This is a genomic window from Paracoccus xiamenensis (assembly GCF_011308835.1).
GTDB classification, from domain to species: Bacteria; Pseudomonadota; Alphaproteobacteria; order Rhodobacterales; family Rhodobacteraceae; genus Paracoccus; species Paracoccus xiamenensis.
Window position 1 is genome coordinate 465,108 of the sequence record NZ_JAAOHY010000001.1, and the last position, 11,871, is coordinate 476,978.

Here is an 11,871-nt window from a genome sequence, read left to right on the forward strand (position 1 = left end):
GCCGGCTGCTGGAGGGCCGGCGCACGGGCGTGTTTCGGGCCGGAGGACCCGGAACGCCTGTGATGATGGCCTTAATACGCCTTGCCGCGGGCCGAGACCGGCCAGACCACCTCGACCTTGTCGCCGCGCACGCCGACATACCAGTCATGGACATTGGCCGTCGGGTCGCAATGGCCGGGAACCAGCCGCAGCTTTTCGCCCACTTTCAGCACCCCTTGCGGGTCGGCGATGACGCCATGCTCGTCCGAGCATTTGACGTATTCGACATCATTGCGGCCATAGATGAAGGGCAGGCCGCTATCGACCGATTGCGCCTTCAGCCCGGCATCGCAGATCGCCTTGTCGGCTTTCGCGTGGCTCATCACCTGGGTCAGGATGAAGAAGGCGTTTTCCCATTCGCCCTGATCGATCCGGTTGCCGTCCTTGTCCAGAATGCGGCCATAATCCGCGTCCATGAAGGCGTAGGAACCGCATTGCAATTCGTTGAACACGCCCGAGTTGGATTCGAAGTAGTAAGACCCGGTGCCGCCACCGGAGACCAGTTCCGGCTTCAGCCCGACCGCTTCCAGACCGGCCACGGCGTCCTTGACCATCGCAATCGCGATATCCAGCTTTTCCTTGCGGGCCTCATAGCTGTCCAGATGCTGCATCGCGCCCTGATAGGCCTGAATGCCGGTGAATTTCAGCCCCGGTGCCGCATCAATCGCCATCGCGATCTTCACCACCGCCTCGGTCGAGGTCACACCGCAGCGACCGGCGCCGCAGTCGATTTCGACGAAGCATTCGATCTCGGTCCCGTGCTTCTGCGCCGCGGCCGACAGATCGGCGACATTGGCGACATCATCGACGCAGACGATGATGCGTGCGCCCAGTTTCGGCAGACGGGCAAGACGGTCTATCTTCGCCAGATCGCGGACCTGGTTCGACACCAGCACGTCCTTGATGCCGCCACGGGCAAAGACCTCGGCTTCGGACACCTTCTGGCAGCAGACGCCGACAGCGCCGCCCAGACGTTCCTGCAGCTTGGCCACATCGACCGACTTGTGCATCTTGCCGTGGACGCGGTGGCGCATCCCGTGCGCCTTGGCGTAATCGCCCATCTTCTTGATGTTGCGTTCCAGCGCGTCCAGATCAAGGATCAGGCAAGGCGTCTGGATATCCGCCGCATCCATGCCGGGCAGGGCGGGGACGTCGAAGCCGACATCCAGCGTTTCGAGGTTGACAGGTGCGTTCATGGCTTTGTCCTCAGTTATTCCAGGGCAGGCGGTCCAGATCGACATTGCCGCCCGTGATGATGATACCGACGCGCTTGCCCCTGAAGGCGTCGGGGTTCTTCAGGATCGTCGCCAGCGGGACCGAGCTTGACGGCTCTGCCACCACCCGCAGGTGCTTCCAGATCAGCTTCATCGCCTCGACGATCTCCTGTTCGGAGGCCGTATAGATCTGCGCGACATGGTTCGAAACGAAATGCCATGTCAGGTCCTTCAGCGGCACCAGCAGCCCGTCGGCGACCGATTTCGGCGCGTCGTCAGCGATGATCCGGCCGGCCTTGAAGCTGCGATAGGCATCGTCGGCGGTTTCGGGTTCTGCCGCGATCACCTGCGTCTCGGGCGCCAGCGTCGACAGCGTCAGGCAGGTGCCCGAAATCATCCCGCCGCCGCCGATGGGCGCCACGACCATATCGAGCCCGCCCGTCTGCTCGATCAGTTCCTTGGAACATGTTCCCTGACCCGCGATCACGCGCGGATCGTTATAGGGATGGACGAAATCGCCCCCGGTTTCGGCCTGCACGCGCGCGAATGTCTCCTCACGCGACGAGGTCGACGGCTCGCATTCGGTGATCCTGCCGCCATAGCGGCGCACGGTGTCCTTCTTCGCCTGCGGTGCTGTGCGTGGCATCACGACATTGCAGGGAATGCCCCGCAGCATCGCGGCATAGGACAGGCAGGAGGCGTGGTTGCCCGACGAATGCGTGGCAACACCCAGCTTCGCCTGTTCCTCGCTCAGCCCGAAAACCGCGTTGCTGGCGCCGCGGACCTTGAAGGCCCCCGGTTCCTGAAAGTTTTCGCATTTGAAGAACAGCTGCGCGCCGGTCAACTCGTTCAGGTAGTCCGACACGCGAACCGGGGTCAGGCGGATATGCGGCCTGATCCGGTCATGCGCGTCCAGCATGTCCTGATAGCTGGGGATCTGCATCGCCGCGTCCTTCATCACGCGGCGGCCTTGTGGGCCGTCGCCGGATTTGCGCGGTAATATTCCTGCGCTGCCGCAACCCCCGAACCCAGCCGGATCTCAAGCCCCAGATCGGCCATGCACATTTCCGCCGTGGCCAGACCCGACAGCATCATGACGTCGGTCAGGCTGCCCAGATGGCCGATGCGGAAGACCTTGCCCGCGACTTCACCCAAGCCCACCCCGAAGGCGACGCCGTAGGTCTTGGCGGCATGGGTGACGATATCGGTCGCGTTGAAGCCTTCCGGCGTGCGGACCGCGCTGACCGTGTCGGAATAGACCGACGGATTGGCGGCACACAGCTTCAGCCCCCAGGCTTCGGTCGCGGCACGAACGCCCTCGGCGATGCGGTGGTGACGGGCAAAGACGTTCTCCAGCCCTTCGTTCAGCAGCATCCCGCAGGCGGTGTTCAGCCCGTTCAGCAGGCCAACCGCCGGGGTGTAGGGATAGGCGTTGTTGGCATAGCTTTTTTCCATGTCGCGGACATCGAAGAAGGTCCGGGGCAGGGTGGCCGATTTCGTGGCCTCCATCGCCTTCTGGCTGAAGCCAAGGATGGCAAGGCCGGGCGGCAGCATGAAGCCCTTCTGCGAACCGGCGACGGCGATATCGACGCCCCAGTCGTCAAAACGGAAATCCATCGACGCGATCGAGCTGACGCCATCGACAAACAGCAGCGCCGGGTGGCCTGCCGCATCCAGTGCGCGGCGGACGGCGGCAATGTCCGACTTCACGCCGGTTGCGGTTTCGTTATGCGTGGCCAGAACGACCTTGATCTCATGGTTCTTGTCGGCGGTCAGGATGTCTTCATAGCGATCCGCCGGCAGACCTTCGCCCCAGGGCGTTTCGACGACCTGAACCTCCAGCCCGTGGCGCTGGCACATGTCGATCCAGCGATGGCTGAACATGCCGTTGCGCGCCGCCAGAACCTTGTCACCTGCCGACAGCGTGTTGCTGAGCGCGGTTTCCCAACCGCCGGTCCCGGTCGACGGGAAGATGAAGATCTCGGCCTTGTCGCTTTTCAGCACCTTCTTCACGCCCTCGCGGGCGGGGTGCAGGATCTGGCCGAACAGCGGCGAACGATGGTCGATCGTCGGCATGTCGCAGGCCTTGCGCAGGTTTTCCGGGATATTCGTCGGGCCCGGAATGAAGACTGGGTTCTGAAAGCTCATGGCGGTTTCCTTCCTCGTTTCCCAGCAGGTTAGGACCAGTGCCCGGATCAGCCAATTTTTTTGAGCCGCGTCGCGGAAAGACGCTGGTCTCAAAATTATTTAGAGTTGTCAGATGGTTGTATTTTTCATATCTTGAAATGCAATTTCATTGATGACGGAAAGGTTCTCATGGAATCCCAAGATAATGACCCCGCCGAGGTCAGAAAGGCCCGCGGACGGCCGCGCGGCTGGGACGACAAGAGCGATCAGAACACCATCAAATCGCTAGACCGGGCGATGCAGGTCTTCGAATATCTCAGCGAGACGCAGGGCAAGACCCTGACCGCGATCTCGCAGGAAATGGGGCAGTCGCCGGCGACGGTCTACCGGGTGCTGACGACGCTTGCCCTGCGCGAGCTGGTGGAGTTCGATCCGGCCGAACAGCTTTGGCATATCGGCCCGCGCGCCTTCGTCATCGGATCGCGCTTCCTGCGCCGAACCAGCCTTGTCGACCGTGCGCGCCCCTTCCTGCGCAAGCTGATGGAGGAGACGGGCGAGACCGCGAACCTCGGCATAGAACGCGACGCCTCGGTCCTGTTCGTCAGCCAGGTCGAGACCCATGCCAGCATCCGCGCTTTCTTTCCGCCGGGGACGCTGTCGCCGATGCATTGTTCGGGCATCGGCAAGGCGCTTCTGGCCTTCATGGACGGGGCGCGGCTGGACCGGGTTATGCGCTCGGGCATGCAGTCCTTCACCCCGAAGACGATCACCGATCCCCAGCGGCTCAGATCCGCGCTTGGCGAGATCCGCGCGCGGGGATATTCGGTCGATGACGAGGAAAAGAATGTCGGCATGCGCTGCATCGCGGCGCCGGTCTTCGACATGAACGGCGAGGCGGTGGCCGGCATATCCGTTTCGGGCCCCACCAACCGCATCACCGAGGCAAGCACCGAATGGCTGAGCCGCCCCGTGATCGAGGCGGCCCGGCATTTGACACAGGCAGTCGGCGGACCGGCCGGGGGCTGACCGGTCAGCCTTCGACGATGACGATTTCGCGGTCGAACCAATGTTCCTCAAGGTTCGGGCCGGTGCCGATGCGGTCGACGACCATGAACAGGCCGGGCGCGCTAAGCGGTGCCAGCGCCCCATGCCAGACCCCGCGGTGATAGTTTACGGCCTGCCCCGGCTGGGTCAGGAATGCCAGCGGCTGTCCGGGCTTGCCGCCCTCATCCGGGGCGACGACGACCAGAAAGGGTTCCTGGCTCATCGGGACAAAAGCCTGACTGCCCTCGGGGTGGCGTTCGACCATGTCCAGCTTCAGCGGCAGGCTGCGGGGTGCGGCGTTGAACAGGCTCATCCCCGCGTGACCATCCACGAAATCAAGGCTGGCGCGATTGTGGTAACGCCCGCACATACCCTGATTCAGCATGCGATCCGGTTCACCGCTGGTTTCCAATACGTCGCCAAAGGCGGAAAAGGCTTCCGCGGTCAGCGGTTGAATGCTGATTGTCTGGGTCATGCTTGCTGCCCTTCGTTCCGGCCGGCCGTCCGCAGCCCGCTGTCGCAAAGGGTGATGTGGCAGGGATGGTTATTCATGTTGCGCTCCTCCTGATCTGTCTGTCTGATAAATCGGAAGAACGGGATATATTATCAAAATATCCAAGAAACTGCTTCGACAGGCCTTCGGCTTAGGGCAGAGGTCGCAGGATGCAGGGCAGCTTGATCGCGGCTGTCGACGACTGGCCGCCGGCGTCGATGACCCGGAAAAGTTCGGCCAGCATTCCCGTCACGTCCTGCTCGGTCATGCCGACATTCTGCGGAAGAAGCGCGGCGAAGGGGTCCCAGTCAAAGCAGCCGAACCGTACCGCTTTCAGGCTGGGGTGCTGGTTCAGCCATCGGACCACGCCCTCCAGTGCGATGGTTGAATTGACGAAAATCGCCGCTTGCTGCGGGATTTCTGCGCCTTCCATTGCGGCGAATGCCTTTTGTGGCGAGTAGCCGGGCATCAGCACGCGCTGGGGCGCGAACGGCTGGCCGGATTCATCGCAGGCGGCGCGAAAGCCGCGCAGGCGCTCCATGCTGTTGTGATCGTGTTGACGGCCGCCGACGAACCAAAGGGGCGGGGCGGCGCCGAATGCTTCGGTCGCGCGTTTCAGGATCAGCCGGGTCAGATCCTTCGCACCGCCAAAATTGTCTGATAGGATTGACGGCGCCTTGCTGCCCGGCAGGTCCAGGTTGATCGTGCGGACGCCCGAAGCTGCGCAAAGTTCGGAAATTCGATCCGGGTCGGTCGCCCCGGTCACGACCAGTGTTTCGGCCTGATAGGACAGCAATTCGCGCGCCGCCTCGAATTCAAGCTCGGGGTCGCGCTGGGTGCAGGTGATGACCGGGAAAAGACCCTTGGCGCGGGCCATCGTTTCGAACTGCTCGGCGATGGCGCCGAAATATCGGTTGTCGTATTTCGGCACGATCATCCCGATGATGTGCGAGCGGTCGCGGCGCAGCAGGCTGGCCTGCCGGTTCACCGCATAGCCCTGTTCCTGCGCGATCCGGATCACCCGTTTGGCGGTGGCCGCGCTGATCCGGCGCTTTTCCCAGCTTCCGTTCAGGATCGAGCTGACCGCGCTGGGGCTGGCGCCGGCGATCCGGGCCAGGTCGTAAATCGTCGGACGTTTTGACGAAACTCCGCCTTTTCTGGTCATCCGCACCCGTCCATTCGATCCGTCAACATGCTGCCTGCTTCGCGGCATCTTGACAGAATCAGATAAGCTGGACAATGTTGCTCAACCGATTGAGCATGGAAGCTGTATCGGTTGAGCAGTCGGAGGAGCGGCTGGTGGTATCGATCCGATCAAGGCGCTGCGCCGGGGCTTTGCCATGCCCGCGCGCCGCGACCATATCGACCGGCCACCGCCCGACCGTCCCGCCGCTGATCGGTCATAAGGGGAGGAAAATTCGAATGACCACGAAATATGCGATTGCTGCGGCCTCTGCCGCGATCATGGCGCTGTCGGCGGGTGCGTCGCTGGCGCAAGAGGCGGCGACGGTCGCCTTTCTGATGCCCGACCAGGCATCGACCCGCTACGAAGAACACGACTTTCCGGGCTTCGAGGCCGCGATGAAAGAGCTGTGCGCCGATTGCACGGTGATTTACCAGAACGCGAATGCCGATGTGTCGCTGCAACAGCAGCAGGTGAACTCGGTCATCGCCCAAGGGGCCAAGGTCATCGTGCTGGATCCGGTGGACAGTGCGGCAGCCGCCGGGCTGGTGCAGATGGCGCAAAGTCAGGGCATCAAGGTCATCGCCTATGACCGGCCGATCCCGGACAAGCCGGCAGACTACTATGTCTCGTTCGACAATGAAGGCATCGGTGCGGCCATCGCGCAATCGCTGGTCGATCACCTGATGGCCGAAGGCGTCGAGGCCGGGGCAGGGGTGCTGCAGATCAACGGCTCGCCCACCGACGCGGCGGCCGGTCTGATCCGCGACGGCATCGATTCCTCGCTTGATGGGTCGGAATACAAGACCCTGTCCGAATTCGATACGCCCGATTGGGCGCCGCCGCGCGCGCAGGAATGGACCGCCGGCCAGATCACCCGTTTTGGCAGTGACATCAAGGGCATCGTCGCCGCGAATGACGGGACGGCGGGCGGTGCCATCGCCGCGCTGAAGGCCGCGGGCGTTGATCCGGTGCCGCCGGTGACCGGCAATGACGCCACCATCGCGGCATTGCAGCTGATCATCGCGGGGGACCAGTACAACACCATCTCGAAACCGTCCGAGATCGTGGCCCGCGCCGCCGCCGAGGTCGCCGTGACCTTCCTGAAAGGTGAGACGCCCGAGGCGAAAACCACGCTGTACGACACGCCTTCGGAGCTGTTCGTGCCAGCCGTGGTGACGCGCGAAAACATCAAGGCAGAGATCTTCGACAAGGGTATTCAGACCCCCGAGGAGATCTGCACCGCCGATTACGCAGAAGGCTGCAAGGAACTGGGCATTACCCAGTAACACCAGCCCGGGCGCGCGGCATCCCCGCGCGCCCATATCGAAAATGGGGGAGATCAGATGGCCAGCAGCCATATTTCGGCCGAGCCGATCCTGAAATTACGCGGCGTGTCCAAGCAGTTCGGTGCCGTTTCCGCGCTGACGGATATTGATCTGGATATTCACGCGGGCGAAGTCGTGGCCCTTGTCGGCGATAACGGCGCGGGCAAGTCCACGCTGGTCAAGGTGCTGGCAGGCGTGCATCAGCCGACCGCCGGGGCCATCGAATTCATGGGCAAGCCGGTCGATCTGGACAGTCCCGGCAAGGCGCTGGAAATGGGCATCGCCACAGTGTTCCAGGATCTTGCCCTGTGCGAGAACCTCGACGTGGTGGCCAACCTGTTCCTCGGCCACGAACTGAACCCTTGGGCGCTTGACGAGGTGCAGATGGAGGTCCGGGCCTGGACCTTGCTGCGCGAACTTGCCGCGCGCATCCCGTCGGTTCGCGAACCCATCGCCTCGCTTTCGGGCGGGCAGCGCCAGACCGTCGCCATCGCGCGTTCGCTGCTGCTGGACCCCAAGATCATCATGCTGGACGAACCCACCGCCGCGCTTGGCGTGGCCCAGACCGCCGAGGTGCTGAACCTGATCGAGCGGGTGCGCGACCGCGGTCATGGCGTCGTCCTGATCTCGCATAACATGGAGGACGTGCGTGCCGTCGCAGACCGCATCGTGGTGCTGCGCCTTGGCCGCAACAATGGCGTCTTCACCGCCGAAACCTCGAATGCCGAACTGGTGGCCGCCATCACCGGCGCGACCGAAAACGCAGTATCGCGCCGCCGCGCGCGCAAGGACGAACAGATGGAGCCGCAGGCATGAGCGATCAGAACCCGCAAACCGCGCTTGACCGGTCCGACAGCCGTGTCCGCCATGACGAAGGCATCGCCGGCGCCATCCGCGCCTTTATCGACCGGGTCCGTTCGGGCGATCTGGGCATGCTGCCCGTCGCCGTGGGGCTGGTGCTGATCTCGGTCGTCTTCGCCTCGCTCAACCCGGTGTTTCTGGCGCCGAACAACCTTGTGAATCTACTGTTTGACGCCGCTGCCGTGGGCTGCATCTCGCTGGGGGTCGTTTGCGTTCTGATCCTGGGCGAGATCGACCTTTCCGTCGGCTCGATGAGCGGTCTCGCGTCGGCGCTGGTGGGCGTCATCTGGGCGAATATGGGCTTTCCGGTGCTGGTCGCCATCGCGGCGGCGCTGCTGGCCGGGGCCGTCATGGGCATGATCTATGCGATGCTGTTGAACAAGTTCGGCATGCCCAGCTTCGTGTCGACGCTGTCGGGGCTGCTGGCGCTGCTGGGGATGCAGCTTTACATCCTCGGGCCCACGGGTTCGATCAACCTCAGCTATAACTCGGCGCTGGTGAAGTTCGGGCAGATCCTGATCATGCCGCATTGGCTCAGCTATCTGCTGGCGATCCTGCCGGGCGTGGTGATGGTGGTGCTGGGGCTTGGCACGATGCGCCGCCGGGCCGAGGCGAACCTGTCCAGCCCCGGCCTGTCGGTGCTGGTGGCCAAGGCCGCGCTGCTGACGGTCGCGCTGCTGATCGCAGTCTTTTACCTCAACCGCGGTCGGGGTGTGCCCTATATGTTCGGGGTGTTTGTGGCGCTGGTGGTCGGGATGAACTATATGCTGACGCGCACCAAATGGGGCCGCTCGATGTTCGCCGTCGGCGGCAACCGCGAGGCCGCGCGCCGTGCTGGCATCAATGTCGGGCGGATCCGCATGACGGCCTTTATGCTGTGTTCGTCGCTGGCCGCACTGGGGGGCGTGTTCGCCTCGGCCCGGCTGGCCACGTCCAGCCAGCAGGCGGGGACCGGTGACGTGAACCTGAACGCCATTGCGGCGGCGGTGATCGGGGGGACCTCTCTGTTCGGCGGGCGTGGGTCCGCATGGTCGGCGCTGCTGGGGATTCTGGTCATTCAGGCGATTTCAAACGGGCTGACGCTGCTGAACCTCAGCTCCTCGCTGCGCTACATGATTACCGGGGCTGTGCTGGCGATTGCCGTGATCGTCGACTCGCTGGCCCGCCAGTCCCGCGCCAGCCATGGCCGCGGCTGATAGACAAAGGACAGAAACATGACGGAACTGATGAAGGGCAAGGTCGCGGCCGTAACCGGCGCGGCCTCGGGGATCGGGCTTGCATGCGCAAAGACCCTGCTGGCCGAAGGCGCGACGGTGGTGCTGATCGACCGCGCCGGGGACAAGCTGGACGCGCTATGCGCCGAGCTTGGCCCGAATGCGAAGCCGCTGGTTATCGACCTGATGGACGGCGCGCAGGTTGACGGCATGGCGGCCGGGATCGAGGCGCTTGCCGGGCCGCTGGACATCCTGCACGCCAATGCCGGCGCCTATATCGGCGGACCGGCGGCAGAGGGCGACCCGGACGCCTGGGACCGGATGCTGCATCTGAACATCAACGCCGCCTTCCGCTGCGTCCGCGCCGTCCTGCCCGGCATGATCGAACGAAAAACCGGCGATGTGATCTTCACCTCTTCCGTCGCGGGCGTCGTGCCGGTGGTGTGGGAGCCGATTTATACCGCGTCGAAATTCGCCGTTCAGGCCTTTCTGCACGCCACCCGGCGGCAGGTCAGCCAACACGGCATCCGCATGGGCGCGGTGCTGCCCGGCCCTGTGGTCACCGCCCTGCTGGACGACTGGCCCAAGGAGAAGATGGAGGAGGCGCTGGCGAACGGTTCCCTGATGCAGCCGGACGAAGTGGCCGCGGCGGTGCTGTTCATGCTGTCGCGCCCGCGCAATGTCGTCATCCGCGATCTGGTCATCCTGCCCAACAGCGTCGATCTGTGAGCACCGGTTAAGGAGAAGAACATGAGCGATGCCGTTTTCCTTGGCGTGGATGTCGGCACCGGCAGCGCGCGGGCCGGCCTGTTCGATATGCAGGGCAAGATGCTGGCTGCGGCCAAGCGCGACATCGCCATGTGGCGCGACGGTCCCGATTTCGTGGAACAGTCCAGCGATGATATCTGGCAGGCGGTTTGTGCCGCGACGCGTGAGGCCATCGAGAAGGCTGGAATAGACCCGGCGCGCGTGGCGGGCATCGGCTTTGACGCGACCTGTTCGCTGGTTGTGCTGGACGATCAGGGCCAGCCGCTGACGGTCAGTCCTTCGGGCGATAATGCGCGTAACATCATCGTCTGGATGGATCATCGGGCGCTGGAACAGGCGGCGCGGATCAACGCCACCGGCCATGATGTGCTGCGCTATGTCGGCGGGGTGATCTCGCCCGAGATGGAGACGCCCAAACTGCTGTGGCTGAAGGAAAACCTGCCGCAGACATATGCCTCGGCATGGCAGTTCCTTGATCTGGCGGATTTCCTCAGCTGGCGCGCGACGGGAGAGCTGGCGCGTTCGACCTGCACCGTCACCTGCAAATGGACCTATCTGGCCCATGAAGGCCGCTGGGATCCGGATTACTTCCGCAAGGTCGGGCTGGGCGATCTGGCCGATCAGGATTTTGCGCGGATCGGCCAGCAGGTGGTGGCGCCCGGAACGCCGCTTGGCGCCGGGCTGACCGATCAGGCGGCGGCCGATCTGGGCCTGATGCCCGGCACGCCGGTTGCGGCGGGGCTGATCGACGCCCACGCAGGCGGCATCGGGACTGTGGGCGTGGAAGGCCAGCCGCAGGACAACCTCGCCTATGTCTTCGGCACCTCGTCCTGTACCATGACCACCACGGCGGAACCCGCTTTTGTGCCGGGGGTCTGGGGGCCGTATTATCAGGCGATGATGCCGGGCATGTGGCTGAACGAGGGCGGCCAATCCGCAGCGGGCGCGGCAATTGACCAGCTTCTGTCCTTCCACCCCGCCGCGGCAGAGGCTGCCGATGCCGCCCGCGCCGCCGGCCAGCCGCTGCCGGTCTGGCTTGCGGCGCAGGCCGCCGCATCCATTGAAGATCTGTCATCGGCGGTGGAACTGGCCGGCAAGCTGCATGTGGTGCCCGAGTTTCTGGGCAACCGCGCCCCATTCGCCGATCCGAACGCCCGCGCCATCGTCGCCGGGCTGGGGATGGAGCGCGACCTGCCCAGCCTGATCGCGCTGTATATCGCCGGCATCTGCGGCATTGGTTACGGCCTGCGCCAGATCATCGAGGCGCAGGACCGCGAAGGCGTTTCAGTCGACCGGGTGGTCATATCGGGCGGGGCTGGCAATCTGCCGCTGATCCGGCAGCTGTTTGCAGATGCAACGGGTAAGCCCGTCATTTCTGTTCAGGCCGAAGAACCGGTGCTGGCCGGGTCGGCCATGATTGGCGCGGTCGCCGCCGGGGCCTATGCGGGCCTTCCCGAGGCGATGGATGCGATGACCGCGAAGGCCGATGAATACCACCCGTCCAAGCCTGCCGCCGCCCGCCATCAGGCCCGGTTCGAGGTGTTTTCTGCGCTGCAAGCTGCGGCCAGAACCGGATGAGAGGTTCCGAAATCATGCCGGC

At 64.1% G+C, this 11,871-nt stretch carries 11 protein-coding genes; 6 read left to right on the top strand and 5 right to left on the bottom strand.

Annotated features, from left to right (window positions below; translation table 11 throughout):
- Positions 1–71 precede the first annotated feature (71 nt).
- Genes bhcC through bhcA form a run of 3 tightly spaced genes read right to left on the bottom strand, consistent with a single transcriptional unit; the run spans position 72 to position 3,401 of the window.
- A complete protein-coding gene (bhcC, locus tag G7044_RS02390; protein WP_166325390.1) occupies positions 72–1,235 on the bottom strand; it encodes a 3-hydroxy-D-aspartate aldolase BhcC in 1,164 nt (387 codons plus the stop codon).
- 10 nt (positions 1,236–1,245) lie between these two features.
- Entirely contained in the window at positions 1,246–2,211 is a 966-nt protein-coding gene (bhcB, locus tag G7044_RS02395; RefSeq protein WP_166325393.1) for a beta-hydroxyaspartate dehydratase BhcB, read from the bottom strand.
- Positions 2,211–3,401: an L-aspartate--glyoxylate aminotransferase BhcA gene (gene bhcA / locus G7044_RS02400; protein ID WP_166325396.1), complete on the bottom strand. Its 1,191-nt coding sequence runs from the start codon at positions 3,399–3,401 to the stop codon at positions 2,211–2,213. The genes bhcB and bhcA overlap by 1 nt, the downstream gene beginning before the upstream one ends.
- Before the next feature lie 168 nt (positions 3,402–3,569).
- Here bhcA and bhcR point away from each other — a divergent pair, with 168 nt between their 5' ends.
- Positions 3,570–4,406, top strand: coding sequence for an HTH-type transcriptional regulator BhcR (bhcR, locus tag G7044_RS02405; protein WP_166325399.1), 837 nt, complete (start codon positions 3,570–3,572; stop codon positions 4,404–4,406).
- A gap of 4 nt (positions 4,407–4,410) precedes the next feature.
- Here the strand turns inward: bhcR and G7044_RS02410 are convergent, their stop codons facing one another.
- Both G7044_RS02410 and G7044_RS02415 read right to left on the bottom strand, forming a co-directional pair.
- A complete protein-coding gene (locus G7044_RS02410; RefSeq protein WP_166325402.1) occupies positions 4,411–4,899 on the bottom strand; it encodes an ureidoglycolate lyase in 489 nt (162 codons plus the stop codon).
- A 169-nt stretch (positions 4,900–5,068) separates the two neighbouring features.
- Positions 5,069–6,082 (bottom strand): LacI family DNA-binding transcriptional regulator, encoded by a 1,014-nt coding sequence (locus tag G7044_RS02415; protein WP_166325405.1) that lies wholly within the window; start codon positions 6,080–6,082, stop codon positions 5,069–5,071.
- A 257-nt stretch (positions 6,083–6,339) separates the two neighbouring features.
- Here G7044_RS02415 and G7044_RS02420 point away from each other — a divergent pair, with 257 nt between their 5' ends.
- From G7044_RS02420 to G7044_RS02440, 5 genes are read left to right on the top strand one after another with little or no spacing between them, the layout of a single operon-like run.
- Complete coding sequence (locus tag G7044_RS02420) at positions 6,340–7,389, top strand: ABC transporter substrate-binding protein (protein ID WP_166325408.1); 1,050 nt, start codon at positions 6,340–6,342, stop codon at positions 7,387–7,389.
- A 57-nt stretch (positions 7,390–7,446) separates the two neighbouring features.
- Positions 7,447–8,244 carry an ATP-binding cassette domain-containing protein gene (locus tag G7044_RS02425; protein WP_166325411.1) on the top strand — a complete coding sequence of 266 codons (798 nt, stop codon included), beginning with the start codon at positions 7,447–7,449 and terminating at the stop codon, positions 8,242–8,244.
- Positions 8,241–9,485, top strand: coding sequence for a sugar ABC transporter permease (locus G7044_RS02430; protein WP_166325414.1), 1,245 nt, complete (start codon positions 8,241–8,243; stop codon positions 9,483–9,485). Before G7044_RS02425 ends, G7044_RS02430 begins: the two co-directional genes overlap by 4 nt.
- Before the next feature lie 18 nt (positions 9,486–9,503).
- Entirely contained in the window at positions 9,504–10,232 is a 729-nt protein-coding gene (locus G7044_RS02435) for an SDR family oxidoreductase (protein WP_166325417.1), read from the top strand.
- A 21-nt stretch (positions 10,233–10,253) separates the two neighbouring features.
- Positions 10,254–11,849 (top strand): FGGY-family carbohydrate kinase, encoded by a 1,596-nt coding sequence (locus tag G7044_RS02440; protein ID WP_166325420.1) that lies wholly within the window; start codon positions 10,254–10,256, stop codon positions 11,847–11,849.
- Positions 11,850–11,871 lie beyond the last annotated feature (22 nt).

Excerpts from the sequence above, each read along its gene's own strand:
- bhcC (WP_166325390.1), bottom strand. The coding sequence starts at position 1,235 with ATGAACGCACCTGTCAACCTCGAAACGCTGGATGTCGGCTTCGACGTC.
- bhcB (WP_166325393.1), bottom strand. The coding sequence starts at position 2,211 with ATGAAGGACGCGGCGATGCAGATCCCCAGCTATCAGGACATGCTGGAC.
- bhcA (WP_166325396.1), bottom strand. The coding sequence starts at position 3,401 with ATGAGCTTTCAGAACCCAGTCTTCATTCCGGGCCCGACGAATATCCCG.
- bhcR (WP_166325399.1), top strand. The coding sequence starts at position 3,570 with ATGGAATCCCAAGATAATGACCCCGCCGAGGTCAGAAAGGCCCGCGGA.
- G7044_RS02410 (WP_166325402.1), bottom strand. The coding sequence starts at position 4,899 with ATGACCCAGACAATCAGCATTCAACCGCTGACCGCGGAAGCCTTTTCC.
- G7044_RS02415 (WP_166325405.1), bottom strand. The coding sequence starts at position 6,082 with ATGACCAGAAAAGGCGGAGTTTCGTCAAAACGTCCGACGATTTACGAC.
- G7044_RS02420 (WP_166325408.1), top strand. The coding sequence starts at position 6,340 with ATGACCACGAAATATGCGATTGCTGCGGCCTCTGCCGCGATCATGGCG.
- G7044_RS02425 (WP_166325411.1), top strand. The coding sequence starts at position 7,447 with ATGGCCAGCAGCCATATTTCGGCCGAGCCGATCCTGAAATTACGCGGC.
- G7044_RS02430 (WP_166325414.1), top strand. The coding sequence starts at position 8,241 with ATGAGCGATCAGAACCCGCAAACCGCGCTTGACCGGTCCGACAGCCGT.
- G7044_RS02435 (WP_166325417.1), top strand. The coding sequence starts at position 9,504 with ATGACGGAACTGATGAAGGGCAAGGTCGCGGCCGTAACCGGCGCGGCC.
- G7044_RS02440 (WP_166325420.1), top strand. The coding sequence starts at position 10,254 with ATGAGCGATGCCGTTTTCCTTGGCGTGGATGTCGGCACCGGCAGCGCG.